Annotated in this window: 15 protein-coding genes and 2 tRNA genes; 8 read left to right on the forward strand and 9 right to left on the reverse strand. The window is 71.7% G+C overall.

Going from position 1 to position 17,097, the window contains the following annotated elements; genetic code table 11:
* Nucleotides 1-112: 112 nt before the first annotated feature.
* From SPI96_RS00585 to SPI96_RS00595, 3 genes are all read right to left on the reverse strand, one after another.
* Nucleotides 113-670: an adenine phosphoribosyltransferase gene (locus SPI96_RS00585; protein ID WP_414601879.1), complete on the reverse strand. Its 558-nt coding sequence runs from the start codon at nt 668-670 to the stop codon at nt 113-115.
* Nucleotides 671-672: 2 nt separating this feature from the next.
* Entirely contained in the window at nt 673-1,311 is a 639-nt protein-coding gene (def, locus tag SPI96_RS00590) for a peptide deformylase (protein WP_321080424.1), read from the reverse strand.
* 91 nt (nt 1,312-1,402) lie between these two features.
* Complete coding sequence (locus SPI96_RS00595) at nt 1,403-2,104, reverse strand: Crp/Fnr family transcriptional regulator (protein ID WP_321080425.1); 702 nt, start codon at nt 2,102-2,104, stop codon at nt 1,403-1,405.
* Between the two features lie 164 nt (nt 2,105-2,268).
* Here SPI96_RS00595 and SPI96_RS00600 point away from each other — a divergent pair, with 164 nt between their 5' ends.
* The 3 genes from SPI96_RS00600 to SPI96_RS00610 all read left to right on the forward strand — a co-directional run bounded on the left by SPI96_RS00600 (nt 2,269) and on the right by SPI96_RS00610 (nt 5,772).
* Entirely contained in the window at nt 2,269-2,496 is a 228-nt protein-coding gene (locus SPI96_RS00600) for a heavy metal-associated domain-containing protein (protein WP_321080426.1), read from the forward strand.
* A gap of 33 nt (nt 2,497-2,529) precedes the next feature.
* The gene (locus SPI96_RS00605) at nt 2,530-4,455 is read left to right on the forward strand and encodes a cation-translocating P-type ATPase (RefSeq protein WP_321080427.1); all 1,926 of its coding nucleotides are present in this window, start codon (nt 2,530-2,532) and stop codon (nt 4,453-4,455) included.
* A 762-nt stretch (nt 4,456-5,217) separates the two neighbouring features.
* Nucleotides 5,218-5,772, forward strand: coding sequence for a hypothetical protein (locus SPI96_RS00610; RefSeq protein ID WP_321080428.1), 555 nt, complete (start codon nt 5,218-5,220; stop codon nt 5,770-5,772).
* 705 nt (nt 5,773-6,477) lie between these two features.
* Here the strand turns inward: SPI96_RS00610 and SPI96_RS00615 are convergent.
* The 4 genes from SPI96_RS00615 to orn form a co-directional block, all read right to left on the reverse strand.
* On the reverse strand, nt 6,478-6,762 hold the full coding sequence (locus SPI96_RS00615) for a hypothetical protein (protein ID WP_321080429.1): 285 nt from the start codon (nt 6,760-6,762) through the stop codon (nt 6,478-6,480).
* A gap of 51 nt (nt 6,763-6,813) precedes the next feature.
* Nucleotides 6,814-6,942, reverse strand: coding sequence for a hypothetical protein (locus SPI96_RS00620; protein WP_321080430.1), 129 nt, complete (start codon nt 6,940-6,942; stop codon nt 6,814-6,816).
* Between the two features lie 119 nt (nt 6,943-7,061).
* Nucleotides 7,062-7,137 (reverse strand) — tRNA-His (locus SPI96_RS00625).
* A 100-nt stretch (nt 7,138-7,237) separates the two neighbouring features.
* Nucleotides 7,238-7,900 carry an oligoribonuclease gene (gene orn, locus SPI96_RS00630; protein ID WP_321080431.1) on the reverse strand — a complete coding sequence of 221 codons (663 nt, stop codon included), beginning with the start codon at nt 7,898-7,900 and terminating at the stop codon, nt 7,238-7,240.
* Nucleotides 7,901-8,020: 120 nt separating this feature from the next.
* On the opposite strand from orn, the gene mptB (SPI96_RS00635) reads away from it, so the two are divergent.
* From mptB (SPI96_RS00635) to SPI96_RS00645, 3 genes are read left to right on the forward strand one after another with little or no spacing between them, the layout of a single operon-like run.
* Complete coding sequence (gene mptB, locus SPI96_RS00635) at nt 8,021-9,793, forward strand: polyprenol phosphomannose-dependent alpha 1,6 mannosyltransferase MptB (RefSeq protein ID WP_321080432.1); 1,773 nt, start codon at nt 8,021-8,023, stop codon at nt 9,791-9,793.
* On the forward strand, nt 9,790-11,472 hold the full coding sequence (gene mptB, locus SPI96_RS00640; protein ID WP_321080433.1) for a polyprenol phosphomannose-dependent alpha 1,6 mannosyltransferase MptB: 1,683 nt from the start codon (nt 9,790-9,792) through the stop codon (nt 11,470-11,472). The genes mptB (SPI96_RS00635) and mptB (SPI96_RS00640) overlap by 4 nt, the downstream gene beginning before the upstream one ends.
* A gap of 2 nt (nt 11,473-11,474) precedes the next feature.
* Nucleotides 11,475-12,848: a glycosyltransferase family 87 protein gene (locus SPI96_RS00645; RefSeq protein ID WP_321080434.1), complete on the forward strand. Its 1,374-nt coding sequence runs from the start codon at nt 11,475-11,477 to the stop codon at nt 12,846-12,848.
* A gap of 86 nt (nt 12,849-12,934) precedes the next feature.
* On the opposite strand, the gene SPI96_RS00650 is transcribed toward SPI96_RS00645, so the two are convergent.
* Nucleotides 12,935-14,428 carry a DUF2079 domain-containing protein gene (locus tag SPI96_RS00650; RefSeq protein ID WP_321080435.1) on the reverse strand — a complete coding sequence of 498 codons (1,494 nt, stop codon included), beginning with the start codon at nt 14,426-14,428 and terminating at the stop codon, nt 12,935-12,937.
* Between the two features lie 65 nt (nt 14,429-14,493).
* Nucleotides 14,494-14,567 (reverse strand) — tRNA-Arg (locus tag SPI96_RS00655).
* Between the two features lie 190 nt (nt 14,568-14,757).
* On the opposite strand from SPI96_RS00655, the gene SPI96_RS00660 reads away from it, so the two are divergent.
* Nucleotides 14,758-15,330: a single-stranded DNA-binding protein gene (locus tag SPI96_RS00660; RefSeq protein WP_321080436.1), complete on the forward strand. Its 573-nt coding sequence runs from the start codon at nt 14,758-14,760 to the stop codon at nt 15,328-15,330.
* Between the two features lie 60 nt (nt 15,331-15,390).
* Nucleotides 15,391-17,073, forward strand: coding sequence for an energy-dependent translational throttle protein EttA (gene ettA / locus SPI96_RS00665; RefSeq protein WP_321080437.1), 1,683 nt, complete (start codon nt 15,391-15,393; stop codon nt 17,071-17,073).
* Nucleotides 17,074-17,097 lie beyond the last annotated feature (24 nt).

The following is a 17,097-nucleotide window of genomic DNA, read 5'->3' on the forward strand; positions in this document are numbered from 1 at the left end:
CGGCTCGGCCCGTGCGTCCTGTGTGGCGGCGCTCCGCGGCTCGCTCCCGGGAGGATCCGCGGGTCGCTGCCACGCGGGTCCCCCGCATCGGGACGGAACGTGCGGGGCCGGATCAGGCCGTGAACAGGGCGTGCACGTCCGGGGTGCGGCGCCGGCCGCCCAGCGCGGGGATCTCCAGCAGGACGGCCGCCCCGACCGTCGCGGCACCGGCCTGTCGGACGAGCTCGTGCGCGGCCGCGAGCGTCCCGCCCGTGGCGAGCACGTCGTCAACGACCAGCACCCGCAGCCCCGGGACGGCCAGCTCGGCGGCGGCCTCGATGCTCGCCTGCCCGTACTCGAGGTCGTAGGTCACCTCGCCCACGGGGGCGGGCAGCTTGCCCGCCTTCCGCAGCGGGACCATCCCGACGCCGGCCAGCGCCGCGGCGTACCCGGCCAGCAGAAAGCCGCGGGCGTCGAGGCCGGCGACCACGTCGAACCGGCCCTCGAACGGGGCGAGCATGCCGCGGACCCCGGCGCGCAGGGCGTCCGCGTCGGCCAGCAGCGGGCCCATGTCCTGGAACACGACGCCGGGGGCGGGGAAGTCCGGGACGGTGCGGAACAGGCCGGCCGCACGGCGAAGACCGGGTACGTGCTCGGCCCCGAGCGCCTCCGCGGCCGGGGTGAGGCGCACACTCACGCGTGTCCCTCCGTGTGGTCGTGATCGCCGCCGTCGTGCTCGTGCGCGTCGTCCTCACCGTGGCCAAAGGGGTCCGGATCCACGCCGGGCAGCCAGGTCACGCCCGGCTGGTTCATGCGCAAGGAGCGCTGGGAGCGCTTCCACCGGCGGGCCCACTTGCCCTCCAGGCGGTTGACGTAGAGCGTCCCGTTGAGGTGGTCGTACTCGTGCTGGAGGATCCGGGCGAACCAGCCGGTGGCCTCGAAGTCCAGGGGGGAGCCGTCCATCCGCTGGCCGGTGAGGCGCACATGGGAGGAACGGATCACCGGGAAGCCCAGGCCGGGCACAGACAGGCAGCCCTCCGCGTCCGCGTCCGGGTCTGGGTCGGCCTGCACCGGCTTGGACAGCAGGGTGAGCACCGGGTTGATCACGTGCCCCACGTTGGGGGCATCACCTGTGTCCGGGTAGGTCCAGGTGAAGATCCGCAGTCCCACGCCCACCTGGGGGGCGGCCAGACCCACCCCGTGTGCGGCGTCCTGGGTGACGTACATGTCCTCGATGAGCTCGCGCACCGAGTGGTCGATCACCTCGACCTCCGCCGCGCGGGTGTGGAGCACGGGCTCGCCGTACACGGTGATGGGGCGGATGGTGGCCATGACACTGCGCTTCCCGGCCCGGGGCGGGCCTGCGTGGGTGGGGACGGGGAAACCCCAGCCTACCGCCGGGCCGGGCACGATGACGGTGCAGTCACCGGGCGGACAAGGCCTCCAGCGCTTCCGGGTCCACCAGGGTCACCCGCGGTCCGGCCACGCGGACCAGGCCCTCGTCCGCGAGCCGCCGCAGCCCGCGACTGAAGGCTTCGGGGGTGGTGCCCAGGAGGGAGGCGACATCTTTCTTCGGAACAGTCAGAGACACCACCACGCCGTCGCCGTCCCGGACGGCGGGCAGGCCCACGAGGTACTCGGCGATCCGCGCGGTCACGGGCAGTCTCTCCTGCGCCAGGCGACGCTCGGCCTCTGCCAACCGGACCGCCAGGGTACGCATCACGCGCGCCCCGATCCCCGGGTACTCGGCGAGGAAGTGGGCGACCTCCTCGTGCGAAAAGGTGCACAGTCGGGTGGGGGTGAGGGCACGGGCGCCATAGTGGGACGGCTCACCCGTGAGGAACTCGTGTTCACCCACCGAATCACTCGCCTCCACCATCCGCACCACCCGCTCCTGCCCCGTGGCCGAGCCGCGGGTCAGGGCGAGCGTCCCTCTGTGCACCACGCAGAACCGCTCCGTGCGTTCTCCCGGCAGGAGCCACGCTTCCCCGGCGTCCAGGCTCACGGGGCGGGCCAGCGCGGAGACACGGCGCAGCTGCGCCAGATCCAGGCCGGCGAACAAGGGCACCCGGGCCGCACACGGCTCCGGCTCGCCGACCGGGGTCAAAGACAGCTCCACACGCACCCCGTCAGTCTCTCACACCGGACTTGACCGAGGTTAAGGCGTCACGCGGAGGACGTCCGTACGGTCAGAGACGTCCCTGGAACACAGGGACCGCCACGGGCCACCGGCTCGGGCTCCCACCACCCGGGAGGCCACCGTGCCACCCACGACCCACAGGAGTGACGATGACCGCCACCACCCACACCCTGCTCCGTGCCGAAGGTTTCAGCTGCCCCTCGTGCGTCCGCAAGATCGAGAAGGCCCTCGACGCCCTGCCCGGCGTGAGCTCCGCGAAGGTCCACTTCGAGACGCAGCGCATCGAGGTCGACCACGACCTGCAGCGCAGCACCGTCCAGGACCTGATCGACGCCGTCGCCGGGGTCGGATACACCGCCCGCGCGTCCGCCTTCTGACCCGTCCGGACCCCGCCTCGAAAGGAACCCCCGATGTCCACCTCCGGTGACCCGCGTCCGCGGCCTCGAGCCGCGGGCCTCCGGGTGCCCCGACGCTGGCGCCGGCCGCTCCTGGCCGGTGCTCTGATCGCCGTCTCGCTGGTCCTCGATCCCGGCCAGCTCACGGGCGCCACCGCCGGCCCCCTGGCCGCGGGCCTCATGCTCGCCGCGACACTGGTCGCCGGCCTGCCGATCCTCCGCAACGCGGTGGCCGCCCTGCGCGTCAAGACCCTCGGCATCGACCTGCTCGTGGCCATCGCGGCGATCGGTGCCTCCCTGCTCGGCAACTTCTGGGAGGCCGCCGCCGTCACGTTCCTGTTCTCCCTCGGGCACGCACTCGAAGACGCCACCCTCGCCAAGACCAGGTCCGCGCTCGCGGACCTGGTGTCCACGGCGCCCGAGACCGCCGTCGTCCTGGAGGCGGACGGCTCCCAGCGCACTGTCCCGGCGCATGCGGTCACCCCGGGTGCCACGGTGCTCGTCAAAGCGGGCGCGCGGGTCCCGGTCGACGGCGTGGTGCTCACCGGTTCCGGCGCCGTGGATGAGGCCTCCATCACCGGCGAGTCCATCCCCGCGGAGAAGGCCGACGGGGATGAGGTCTTCGCGGGCACCGTGGCCACCGCGGGCCTGCTGCACGTGGAAGCCCGCGGCATCGGCGCGGACACGACCCTCGCCCGTATCATCCACCGAGTGGAGGCCGCTCAGGAGGCCCGGGCCAGGACCCAGCAGTTCATGGACCGGTTCTCCCGCTGGTACACGCCGGCCATCATGGTGCTGGCCGTCGTCACCGGTCTGCTCACGCGCGACGTCCCGCTCGCGCTCACACTGCTGGTGATCGGCTGCCCGGGCGCGCTCGTGATCTCCATCCCCGTGGCGATCGTCGCCGGCATCGGCCGCGGTGCCAAGGACGGCGTCCTGGTCAAGGGCGGCGAATACCTCGAGCGGTCCGCTCGGGTGGACGCCGTCGCTGTGGACAAAACCGGCACGCTCACCGCCGGCACCCCGCGGCTCACCGACGTCGTCGCCCTCGAACCCGGCTCGGAGGATGAGGTGCTGGCCTGGGCGGCCCGGCTGGAAGCCGCCTCGGATCACCCGTTGGCCGCACCCATCGTGGCGGCTGGACGGGAACGCGGGCTGCTCGACGGCGGCCTGGCCACGGACGTGGACGTGGTGATCGGCCGAGGTCTCACCGGCCAGGTGGATGGGCGGGCGGTCGCCGTGGGCAACCTCGCCCTGCTGCGGGAACGCGGGACGGACCCGCGCAGCACAGACCGGGTCGAGCAGATCGCCGCCGATCTCGCCGGCCAGGGGCGCACCCCGATGGCGGTCGCCGTGGACGACGTGCCGCTGGGGGTGCTCGCCGTGGCCGACACCGTCCGCCCGGAGGCCGAGGAGATGATCCGTGCGCTCCACCGGATCGGGGTGCGCGAGGTCATCATGCTCACCGGAGACCAGGCCGGGGTGGCCCACGCGGTAGCGCGGGAGGTCGGGGTGGACCAGGTGCGGGCGGGTCTGCTTCCCGAGGACAAGCTGGACGCCATCGTGGAGATGCAGCGTCGGGGCAGGACCGTGGCCATGGTCGGCGACGGCATCAACGACGCACCCGCGTTGGCGACGGCGGACATCGGCGTCGCGATGGGCGCGGCCGGTTCCGCCGTGGCCATCGAGACCGCGGACATCGCCCTGATGGGGGACCGGCTCGAGCGGCTCCCGCAGGCGCTCGGCCTGGCCCGCCGGACCGTGGCGGTGATGCGGCAGAACATCATCATCTCCCTCGTGACGGTGCTGGCATTGCTTGCGGGCGTCTTCGCCGGGGGAGTGACCATGTCCATCGGGATGCTCGTGCACGAGCTCTCCGTGCTGGCGGTGATCGTCAACGCCATGCGGCTGCTGGGCGGCAGCGGACGGAGCCGCCGGTGAAGGCGGGCGGCGCGCTGGCCCCGCCCGCCTTCCGGGACCTGAGTCCGCGGCGTAGCGTCGAGCAGGACGGGTGACATCTGCACCCGTCCCCACCGTGACCGGATGCTGGGCACGGCGGATCCTTCGCACAGGGGGAGGGGGACCCGCCGAAGTCTACTCGGGCGCGCCTCGCCGCGCCCGGGGCGATGAAGGGTCCCTGCGGCGAGTATCGGCGCTGTCGCGACGCACGAGACAGTCCTTCTCCGGCGTAGTGTCTACCTGACGGGCGGCGCAGAAGATGCGGAATGCCGTGACGCGGACCGGACGGGATGCTCCTCGGGGGGGGGGGGGGCAACGCCCGCTGTCACCCGAGGCACGGTGGCACAGCGTCTGCGCCGCGTTTCTCGCTAATGGTGCCAATGGTACAGACTGTGGGGCGACTTGGGCTCTTGCGCACTCCTTCCGTATGGTTGAAAGCGTCCGCTTGGGCGATTCGGGGTCCTGTGCGCCGCTGTCAGACCGCCTGCGTCCCCTTCGCTTACCCCCGCATATTCCCGATTGCAGAGGTTTCCCCTATGAAAAACCTGCCTCCCGTCTCTCGCCGTTCTGTGGCCACTGGCCTCGCCTGGGCCGCGCCTGCCGTCGCCGTCACTGCCGCCGCTCCTGCCTTCGCCGCCTCCACCTGCGGCGCCCCGTACGTCACAGCGGGGGGGCGGCCTGGCCTATAACTTCGGTTCCCTCGGTGCCGCCACCACCGATCAGCAGCTCACCCTGGGCGCCCAGGTGACTGTGCACAACCTACCCGCCGGCGTCACTGTAACCTCCGTGACCGAGCAGTTCTTCGTCATGAACCGCCAGGGTCAGACCTCCCCCGGCCCCGGCGCCTTCTTCATGGGCAATGTCTCCACCAACTGGTACAGGGCCCGCAATTGCACCTCGGTTGGATGCTCCGTGCCCTGGACCGGGCCCATCGGCGGCGTCGTCGGCATGCCCGACCGCTCCACGGGACCCAACGCCGGCTGGTCGCAGACCGTGACCAACACCCGGAACAACGTGAACCACACCTTCAGCAATGGCACCGTGGCCCCCGCCTGGGATGTCAATCTGACCTGGTCCCCCACGTCTTCGAACGCCTACACTCTGACGACAGATTCCACTGGTTGCACCACGTTCAAGACCACTCCGTCTGGCCGCTTCGGCGTGAACTACTACGGGGTGACCGGCACCACCCAGGGTGCCGCCACCTGTGTCACTGCTGACTACCGCGTGACGGTGACCCTCAGCGACGGCCGGACGCTGACCTACCGCAGCTCCACCTCCTCGACCTGCCCGGACTGAGCCGCTGAACACAGCTCGACGACCACGGCGCCCCCCGTCCTTCATGGACGGGGGCGCTCATGTTGCGGGGGCGTGTAGCGCGGACGGCCCGGTTGGGCCGCTCCCAGAACTACGGTTTCTCGTTCACGCGGGGGTCACCCCCTCTGCGGTGACGACGCCACCGGGGACGACCGCGAGTTGGGCGGAGGCTGAGGTGGTGGGTAGGGCCAACGACTTGCGCACCCGTGCCGATGTCCTCCGCGCTGCGACAACCGCCGGAGACCCAGCCCGGGCGTCCGTCGGCGGGACAGAGGATGGTCCAACAAGATCCGGTGAGCCGTGCCGGGGCCGCCCTCGACCGGGCGGGCGGTGTCGACGACGGTGCCGGTGAGGACCCGCACTGCCTGGAGGGGGCCTCATGCCGGGGCTCATGTGCATCGGCGATCAGGTGGACATGTCCACGCAGTGCTAGCGGCAACCAGGCACGCAACCACGGACACGACAAGGCCCCCGGAATCCGCATGATTCCGGGGGCCTGCGTGGGGTGAGCGATAGGGATTGAAACCGCCATGCGGGTTGAACCTGTTCAACTTCGCTGTCGCCTCGAGCAGACATTGACCGTTGCCTGTCAGCGTGACTCGCCGCAAGAGGAAGCGGGGAATCGCCCGCGGACGAGGAAGGCCCCCACCGAACCGGTGAGGACCTTTTGCGCTGCGCGCATCGCGGTCAGGCGGCGACGCTGGGGGTCTTCTCGCGATGCCGCGTGATCCAGGTGTGAGTGCGGTCCTTGAGGCCAGGGTCCCAGGCGCGACCGACGATGTCGTCGGCGGCGTCCAGAAGCTCTGGAGCAATCCGCACCCCCTGCCGAAGGCTGAACTGGAGGATGTCGTCGACGACCATCCAGTCGTCACCGGAATCCCGAGCGCTGCCGATGAGGGCCTTCGCGCTCTCGTCCAGGGCCGGGACGACGTCACGAGCGAGCATCTCGATGAGTGCGTCAAGATGGTCCATGTCGCCTGCTCGTTATCCATCCAGGCTCTTTGATCATGTCAAGCGTGGATTCTACCGGCTCTCGGCTGTTCCGGCCTCGGAGAGCATGGCGGGCATCTGACGGAACTTGCCGCCCTCGTAGTAGCCGACCCTGTACGTCGTCACACCGGCCCTGTTCGTGCGTGCCTGGATGGTAGCCAACGACTCACTCCTGCTCTCTCCGGTTGATGCATGGAACCCGTAGGGGCACCGGCACTACCATGGAGCGCTACCAAGACAAGATAAGGCCCCCGGAATCCGCATGATTCCGGGGGCCTGCATGGGGTGAGCGACGGGGATTGAACCCGCGACCTTCTGGACCACAACCAGACGCTCTGCCGACTGAGCTACGCCCACCATGCTCTCCGCAACGGCGCACCGCTCGAAGCAACGGAGAAGACTATACACCAGCCAGAGCCGGCACCGCACACCGCCTCCCGTGGGGAGGCTGCAGCGCTCAGCCCTGTGCGGCTCCCTGAGCAGCGGCCTGGTCCGCACCCGGCACGCCACTGATCCGCCGGGCCACCGCGGCGGCCTCCTCGGAGGTGGGGCCGGGGGCGGGCACCATCACGGTCTCGCGGTAGTAGCGCAGCTCCGTGATGGAGTCGCGGATGTCCCCGAGGGCGCGGTGGCCACCGGTCTTCTCGGGGGACTGGAAGTAGGCGCGGGGGTACCAGCGGCGCGCCAGCTCCTTCAGCGTGGAGACGTCCACGATCCGGTAGTGCAGGTGCTCGACCACCTCCGGCATGTAGCGCTGCAGGAACCGCTTGTCCTGGCCCACCGAGTTGCCGGCCAGGAGCGCCTTGCCCGCGGGCACCCGCTCGGCGAGGTACTCGAGCACGCGCGCGGCGGCGCCCTCCAGGCTGAGGCCGGTGCCCAGCTCCTCCAGCAGGCCCGAACGGGTGTGCATGTCCCGGACGAACGGGTCCATGCCGGCCAGGGCAGCCTCGGAGGGGCGAATCACCAGGTCCAGGCCCTCGTCGAGGATCTCCAGCTCGGAGTCCGTGATCAGCACGGCCACCTCCACGAGTTCGTCCGTGTCCGGGTCCAAGCCGGTCATCTCACAGTCGATCCAGACCAGGGGGGCGCGCTCGGGCGCGGCGCTGCTCGTCTCACTCATGCCGCCCAGGCTACTCGCGGCACCGGGTGGTAGATTCCTCCGAGCCCCTGAACCCGAGCAGGAACGCCGCCGGGCGCGCATCCGGGCGGGTTCGGACGCGCACACGGAAGGACCCGCCGCATGAGCGTGCCGCACCCCGAGCCGACCCGCCCCCAGGATGAGGCGGCCCCCGCCGTCCCCGCCGGGTCCCGGCCCATCGACTCCCCGCCCCCCGCTGACGCCCCCGGGCGCCGGACGCTGCCGCTCCGCCTTGTGCTGACCGGCGTGCTCGGCTCCCTGCTCGTCACCGTCTGCTCCTACGGGGTGGGCTGGATCGCCCCGGCCTCACCCCTGCAGCGCTGGCCGTGGCTGGCTGCCTGGCGCACCCACGAGGCCGCGATCCTGGCCGCCGTCGCCGGACTGGCTGTGGGCCTGTGGCTGATGCTCTGGGCTTGGCTGCGCGTCTACCGCCGGGTGGATCTGCGCGGGGACGCCGCCGTCGGCTCCCTGGCCCGCGCGTCGGTGTGGTGGGCGCTGCCCCAGCTGCTGGCGCTGCCGATTCTCAGCCGGGACATGTTCGCGTACCTCGCGCAGGGGCGCATGATGGTCGCCGGGCGCAACCCCTATGAGGACGCCATCGCGGACGTGCCCAACTGGCTGCAGCTCGGCGCGGACTCCATGTGGGCCTACGACGGCACCCCCTACGGCCCCGCCTTCCTCTGGATCGAGGAGGTCGTGGTGCGGGCGCTGGGTGTGGACCTGCCGGCGCTCGCGATCGGCGTGTTCCGCCTGGTGGCGGTGGCCGGGCTCGTGCTCACTGCGGTGTTCGTGCCGCTGATCGCCCGCCGTGCCGGCCTACCAGCCGCGTTCGCGCTGTGGCTCACAGTGCTCAACCCGCTGATGATCGTCCACTTCGTGGCCTCCGGGCACAACGACTCCCTCATGGTGGGCCTGGCCCTGGCCGGCACCTGGTGCGCCATGCGCGCCGGGGGAGTGGACCGGTCCCGTCCCCGCCCGTCCGCCGGGGCCCCCGCCTCCGGCGCACCCCACCCCGACGACGGCGCCGCCCCCACCGACGACGGCGCCGCCCCCACCGACAGCGCGGCGGTACGCCATGGCCTGGGTGTGCTCGCGGCCATGCTGCTGGCCCTGTCCGTGGCGATCAAGCCGATCACGCTCGTGCTGCTGCCCTTCGTGGGTCTGCTGTGGGCCGGCTCGCAGGCCGGGTGGCTGCGTCGCTTCGTGTTCTGGGCGGCCACGGCCGTGGTGTCCCTGGGCACGCTCGCGGCCGTGGGCGCGGCGACGGGGGTCGGCTTCGGCTGGTTGCGCGTGATCGCCGGCACCGGCACAGGCAGCTCCCCGTGGTCGCCGGTGGGGCTCGCCAGCACCCTGGTCACCGCCGTGCTGCAGGGCGCGGAGGAGGCCGCGGACGCGGACGCCGTGCTGGCCACCCTCAAGGTGGTGGGCCGGCTGGCCTCGATCGTGCTGGTGTTGGTGCTCATGTTCGTGGGGCGGCAGGACCGTGTGCTGCCGCGCATGGCGTGGGCGTTCGCCGCCGTCGTGGTGCTCTCCCCGGTGATCCACGCCTGGTACCTGCTGTGGCTGCTGCCGTTCTTCGCGGCCGCGGTGGTCCGCCGCGCCTGGCACCTGGGCTGGGTGGTGTTCACGGTGTGCTTCTTCCTGGCGTTCGGCGCGCAGGACCAGATCTTCACGTGGGACTTCCTGCACCTGGGGGAGACCGTCCGCCTGGTCTCCCTGCTGACCTCCGCTGTGTGCCTGGCAGTGATCTTCCTGGTGGACAGGCGCACCCGGGGCTTCCTGGGTGCCCTGGTGCCGCTGAGTGCGCCCGTGCCCCGGGGGCAGACGGACCCCGCCGTGGAAGCCCACGCACGCACCGACCGGTCCGCCCCGTGAGGCCCGCGCCGGATTCCGCGTCCTCTCCGGCGCACGGCCTCACCCCACCCCCGGCCCCCGCCCCCACAGCGCGGCAGGCACTGCGGGAGGGCGCGCTGGCCGCGTGGGCCGTGGTGGTGGCCTCCTGGGGGGTGGGCTGGCTGCCACTGACCACGCCGTCGTCGGTGTTCTCCGGCACCACGATCCTCACGCCGCTGCGCGTGGGGTTCGTGCCCGTCACGGCGTGCGCCGTGCTGCTGGCTGTGGGCTCGCTGCTGATGGTGCGCGCCTGGCTGCGCCTGGGCCGGGCACTGCAGGGCCGCTGGGAGGCCGCCGGGCCGGTGGTCCGCAGGGCTGCATGGGCGTGGTCCCTGCCGTTCCTGCTGGCCTTCCCCGTGTTCTCCCGGGACGTGTACTCCTACCTCCAGCAGGGCCGGCTGCTCTCCCTGGGGCTGGACCCGTACCAGCATGGCGTCTCTGCCCTGGGCGGCTGGTTCATGCACGGGGCGGACTCCATCTGGGCGGAGTCCCCGTCCCCGTACGGGCCGCTGTTCCTCGTGTTCGCCACGGGGGTGTGGCGGCTTACCGGCGGGCAGGTGGAGCTGTCCGTCACCCTGTTCCGTCTGCTGGCCCTGGCCGGGCTGGCTCTATGCCTGTGGGCGCTGCCGCGCCTGGCTGAGGCATCGGGCCGGTCGGCCTCCTGGGCGGTGTGGGTGTGCCTGGTGAACCCGCTGTTCCTGCTCTACATGGTGGCCGGGGTCCACAACGACTCCCTCATGACCGGCCTCATGCTCGTGGGCCTGGTGCTGCTGATGCGCGCCGGCCGCCGCCGCGTGCTGCGCCTGTGGGGGCTGGTGGCGGTGGCATTATCCGTCGCGATCAAGCCGCTCACCGTGCTCGCTCTGCCGTTCGTGGCGATGCTCCTGCCCACCGGCGACGCCCACTTCCGCCCCGGAACGCAGACGCGGATGCGCCGGCGCGAACGCATCGGCCCCTGGATCACGACGGCGGCCGTCGCCCTGGCCGTGATGACGATCCTCGGCGCGGGCACGGGCCTGTGGTTCGGGTGGGTGCCGGCGATGGCCACGAGCGGGTCCGCAGCCTTCCCCTATGCGCCGGTCGGACTGCTGGGCTTGGGCCTGGGCTGGGCGGTGGACGCGGTGAGCACGGTGCCGGCGCGCACCGTGGCCTCGGGGTTCTACACACTCATGATCGTGGCAGCCCTCGGGTTCACCGTGTGGATGGCGCTGCGCCGGACCCCCCGGCACCCGGTGTACGCCACGGCGCTGTGCCTGCTTGTGGCCGTGGTCGCCGCCCCCATCATCCAGCCCTGGTACTTCCTCTGGGTGATGCCGCTGCTGGCGTGCGCGCCCCGCCCGCTGCCGGGCACCGCTGACCACCCGCGCTGGCTCGGCTGGGTGACGGCGGCTGCGGCCCTCGCACTCATCGGCGCCGGCGTGGTGGACCAGCTCTCCGTGGCCCAATGGCTTCCACTGGCGCTGATCCGTTGCGTGAACGCGGTGGTGGTGCTCGTGGGCATCTGGTGGATTGTCCGCCGGGACGCCTCGACCGCGCCGCTGTTCCCCCGAGGACGGGGCCGCCCGCCACGCGAGACCATCGAACCCCGCCGGCCACTCCCAGCCCCCGCACCGGCCAGGACCACGCTGCCGGCCTCCGCCCCTCGCCTCGACCAGGAGTGACCGTGCCCGCCCGCCCCGAACGCACTGCCCCGCCCGCCCTCCGCCCTGGCAGTCCTTCCCCACCCACCCTCCGCCCTTCCGGGCGCCTGCTCGGCCTGCTGCTGGCCGTGACCGCCCTCGCCGCGCTCGCAGCGCTGCTCAGCAAGCAGTGGTGCCGCCTGAACGGCTGGGTGGAACCCGGCATGCACGTGCACATGTGCTACTCGGACTTCGCGCAGCTGTTCCCCACCCGCGGGCTCGCCGACGGCCACTTCCCCTTCTTCACGCCCCTGCCCGAGGAGCAGTGGATGGAGTACCCGGCGCTGCTGGCCGTCGTCGCCGGGGTCACCGCATGGTTCGTCCCAGACACCGGCAGCCTCCACGAGCGCACCGTGCAGTACTTCGACGTCAACGCCCTCGGGGTGGTGCTCTGCTGGGCTGTGCTGGTCGTCGCCACCGCCCACACCGCCCGGGCCCGTGCCCGGGACGCGCTCCTCGTGGCCCTGGCCCCGACCGTCATCCTCACCTCCATGCTCAACTGGGACCTGTGGGCCGTGATGCTCGCCGGCCTCGCCCTGTGGGCCTGGAGCGCCGAGCGGCCCGTGCTCGCCGGCGCCCTGCTCGGCCTCGGCACCGCCACCAAGCTCTACCCGCTGTTCTTCTTCGGCGCCCTGCTCGTGCTCGCCCTGCGCACCGGCCGCTGGCGGGAGTTCGGCGGGGCGCTCGCGGCCGGGGCGGTGGCATGGGCCGCGGTGAACGTGCCATTCATGCTGACGGCCTTCGACCAGTGGTCCCGGTTCTACACGTTCTCGGGGGAGCGGGAGGTCTCCTTCTCCTCGGTGTGGCTGGCCCTGCACTGGACGGGTTGGTCCGGGGCCACCTTCTCCCTGCTGTCCAACGGGCTGTTCGCCCTGTGCTGCGCCGGCGTGCTCTGGCTGGGCCTGGCCGCCCCGGTGCGGCCGCGCCTGGCCCAGCTCTGCATGCTGATCGTGGCCTCGTTCCTGCTGCTCGGGAAGGTCTACTCCCCGCAGTTCGTCATGTGGCTGGTGCCGCTGGTGGTGCTCGCCAACCCCCGCCCACGCCAGTTCTGGATCTGGCAGGCGGCCGAGGTGCTGCACTGGGCTGGGCTGTGGGTGAGCCTGAGCCGCGCCACCGCCGGGGAGGGCTTCGGGCCGGTGTGGGTGCAGGCCTGGTACGTGCTCGGCATCGCTGTGCACATGGCCGCGCTGATCTGGGTGTGCGTCACCGTCATCCGGGACATCCTGGACCCCTCCAGGGACCCGGTCCGACGCACGGCCCTCACCCACGGCGGACAGGTCGCTCCCGGCGTGGGTGAGGACCCGAACGCCGGGGTGTTCGCCGGAGTCGAGGACCGCCTGGTGCTCCGCACCCGCTGACGACCCGGTGCTCCGCACCCGCTGACGACCCGGCGCTCCGCGCCCACTGACGGCCGCCGCCCCCGGCCTGGCCTCGCACGCCGGGCTCAGCGGTGGCGCAGATACTCCGAGCAGACCGGGTTCACCGGGTGGTCCGGACGGTGCAGCACCACCACACCCCGCTCGTCCCACACCCGCTCGAACCCGAGATCCTCAGCCCGGCCCAGGGCATCAGCGGCAGGCAGCGAGTCCCAGCCGCCGGGCTCGCGCTCGCGCAGGTCCACCACCATCCACGTGGGCAGCTCCGGGTCCATCTGCCCGGCCAGGGTCACCAGGGTGCGCGGGGTCAGATGCGGGATCACCGTGTCCGGGGCCTCCACGCACACCCCGTCCGGGATCAGGGAGGCGGCGTGGTCGAGGTCCCGGGCGCGCTCGGTCACCGTGATCTGCCCGGTGAGTGTGCGGTGGAACGGGTACAGGACCGGTACGAACAGTGTGCCCACCACCGCGGTGCCCAGGAACACCGCCGTCACCCGCTGGGGCAGGCGTGCGGCCCACGGGCGCCGCCGTGCCAGGGAGACGGCCGCCTGCACCGCTGCCAGCAGCATCACCGGGGCCAGGATCGCGTCGTACTGGTACACCGGTGCCCACACGGTCAGGCGGTCGTTCCACAGCCGGGACAGCAGCACCGGCAGGGCGATGATCGTCAGCGGGCTCAGCAGCGGCAGGAACAGCAGCGGCACCAGGTGCAGCAGCAGCAGCGCAACCTTCAGCGGATGATCCACGAGGGCCGCCGCCGCCTCCCACGGGCGGGTGAGGATCGCCGTCACCGAGGAGCCCAGGTCCGGTCCGAGCGCCTGGAACTGCCAGTAGAAGAAGCTTCCGTCCGGGGAGAAGTGAGGGATCGCCACGGAGGTGGCGAACCAGTAACCGGCCACACCGGCCACCAGGGCGACGGCGGCCGGCGCCCAGCGGCGACGCACCGCCAGCACCACGGCCACGGCGGCCACCGTCACCCCCAGGTCCTCCCGCGCCGCCAGCAGCGGCAGGCACAGCAGCACGGCCGTCCAGGCGCGCCCACGGTCCAGGGCCCACAGCAGCCAGGCGATCACCGGCACGGCCAGGGTGACCTCGTGCAGGCCCCAGTTGACCATCGCCTGGTAGGGCCAGGAGAACAGCAGGCCCGCCACCGCTGCGAGGGACCAGCCGGGCCCGAGGCGGCCGCGCAGCACCAGGTGCACGGGGACGGCGGAGGCGGCCAGGGCGAGCCCGGTCACGATGCCGAGCATCCGTGGGTCGTCCCAGATCCAGTAGGCGGGGGCGAGCAGGGCCAGGATCGGGTGGAAGTGATCGCCGAGCAGGTGGAAGCCCACACCCTTGACAGACACGATCGGCGGGTTGAACAGGGCGTACTGGCGGACGGCCTGATCGAAGATGCCGAGGTCGTAGCCCTTGACCCGGTACGAGGTGTAGAGCAGGGCGGCGTGCACGCTGGCGAGCACCGTGAAGCCGACCATCAGCAGGGTCAGGCCTGCCACCTCGCGCCGCAGGGGAGGTCGGGCCAGGGGGGCGAGCAGGCGGGGCAGCGGCCGTGGGCGCACGCGGTCCAGGGGGTCCTCCTCCGACGACTCCGGCGGCACGGGCCGTGCGGGCCGGGCCGGACGAGCGCCCCAGGAGGGATTCGAACCCCCGACCGGCGGATTAGAAGGCCGCTGCTCTGTCCAGCTGAGCTACTGGGGCTGGGCCGGTCCAGTCTAGCCGGGCTGCTCCTGCACAGGGCTCCAGGGCCCGGCCTGCATCCCCAGATCCGGCCCCGAGTACCCCACGCCGGGCCGTCAGGGGCTGGGATGGAGACAGGACGCACCAACCGGCGCGGCCGCGGCACCGGGGCGGGCCCCGGCCGCCCCACACGTCAGAAGGGACACCCACCATGCAGGACACGCTCACCCTCCGCGGGTTCGTCGCCACGGATCCGGCCACCCGCCAGACCTCCGGCGGCACCGAGGTCACCGCCTTCCGGATGGCCTCCACCGAACGCCGGTACGACAAGTCCGCCGGCACCTGGGTGGACGCGCACACCAACTGGTACAACGTCTCCGCGTTCGGGCAGCTCGGAGCCAACACGGCCCAGTCCGTGCGCAAGGGGAACCCGGTGATCGTCACCGGCCGGCTGCGCGTGCGGGACTGGTCCACGCAGGAGCGCTCGGGCACCTCCGTGGACGTGCTCGCCGACTCCGTCGGCCTGGACCTGGGCTACGGCTCGGCCGCGTTCGTCCGCTCCCAGCGCTCCGCTCCCGCTCGCCTGTCCGAGCCCGGGCGGGAGGCTGGCCCCAGCCGGGACGAGCAGGAGGGCGAGCAGGGCACACAGGCCGAGGCCGACGTCGTCGACGGATTCGGCTTGCCGCTGCCCCCGGCCCTGCGCGGCGGCGACGCCCAGGCCGGCACGGAGACGGCCGACGACGACAGCCCGGAGACAGAGCGGACGGACGCGACGGAGGACTGATGCGCACCGGTGGCCGGGCCGATGCCGGGATCGGCCCGGCCACCCACTAGCCTGGAGCGCATGGCGGAATTCATCTACACGATGGTCAAGGCCCGCAAGAAGGTGGGCGACAAACTGATCCTGGACGACGTCACCATGTCGTTCTTCCCCGGGGCGAAGATCGGCATGGTCGGCCCCAACGGTGCCGGCAAGTCCACGATCCTGAAGATCATGGCCGGGCTCGACGAGCCCTCCAACGGCGAGGCACGGCTGTCCCCCGGGTATACGGTGGGCATCCTCATGCAGGAGCCGAAGCTCGACGAGTCCAAGACCGTCCTGGAGAACGTCCAGGAGGGGGTCGGTGAGATCTACCGGAAGATCGTCCGCTACAACGAGATCTCCGAGGAGATGGCGAACCCGGACGCGGACTTCGACGCCCTCATGGAGGAGATGGGCCAGCTGCAGGGCGAGATCGACGCGGCCGACGCCTGGGACCTGGACTCCCAGCTGGAGCAGGCCATGGATGCCCTGCGCTGCCCGCCCGGCGATGCGAAGGTCGAGCACCTCTCCGGTGGTGAGAAGCGCCGTGTGGCCCTGTGCGCCCTGCTGCTGCAGAAGCCGGACCTGCTGCTGCTGGACGAGCCCACCAACCACCTGGACGCCGAGTCCGTGCAGTGGCTCGAGCAGCACCTGGCCTCCTACCCGGGTGCCGTCGTCGCCGTGACCCACGACCGCTACTTCCTCGACCACGTGGCCGGCTGGATCTGCGAGGTCGACCGCGGCCGCCTCTACCCGTACGAAGGCAACTACACGACCTACCTGGAGACCAAGCGCCAGCGCCTGGAGATCCAGGGCAAGAAGGACGCCAAGCTCGCCAAGCGCCTCGCCGAGGAGCTGGACTGGGTGCGCACCAACACCAAGGGCCGCCAGGCCAAGTCGAAGGCGCGTCTGGCCCGCTACGAGGAGATGGCCGCGGAGGCGGAGAAGACCCGCAAGCTGGACTTCGAGGAGATCCAGATCCCGCCGGGCCCGCGCCTGGGCAACGTGGTGATCGAGGCCAAGGACCTCAAGAAGGGCTTCGGGGACCGCACGCTGATCGACGGGCTGTCCTTCTCCCTGCCGCGCAACGGCATCGTCGGCGTGATCGGCCCGAACGGCGTGGGCAAGACCACCCTGTTCAAGACCATCGTGGGCCTGGAACCCCTCGACGGCGGCGAGCTCAAGGTCGGCGAGACCGTGAAGATCTCCTACGTGGACCAGAACCGCACTAACATCGACCCGGAGAAGTCCCTGTGGGAGGTCGTCTCCGACGGCCTGGACTACATCAAGGTCGGCAACGTGGAGATGCCCTCGCGCGCGTACGTGTCCGCGTTCGGCTTCAAGGGCCCGGACCAGCAGAAGAAGGCCGGGGTGCTCTCCGGTGGCGAGCGCAACCGCCTCAACCTGGCGCTGACCCTCAAGGAGGGCGGCAACCTGCTGCTGCTCGACGAGCCCACCAACGACCTCGACGTGGAGACCCTCACCTCCCTGGAGAACGCGCTGCTCGAGTTCCCCGGCTGCGCCGTGGTGGTCTCCCACGACCGCTGGTTCCTGGACCGCACCGCCACGCACATGCTGGCCTACGAGGGCACCGAGGAGAACCCGTCCAACTGGTACTGGTACGAGGGCAACTTCGAGTCCTACGAGGCCAACAAGGTCGAGCGCCTCGGCCCTGAGGCCGCCCGCCCGCACCGTGTGACGCACCGCAAGCTCACGCGCGACTGATCCCCCCGGGCGCCCCACGGACGC

Origin of the sequence: Micrococcus sp. (assembly GCF_034179925.1) — a bacterium.
In the GTDB taxonomy this organism is placed as follows: Bacteria; Actinomycetota; Actinomycetes; order Actinomycetales; family Micrococcaceae; genus Micrococcus.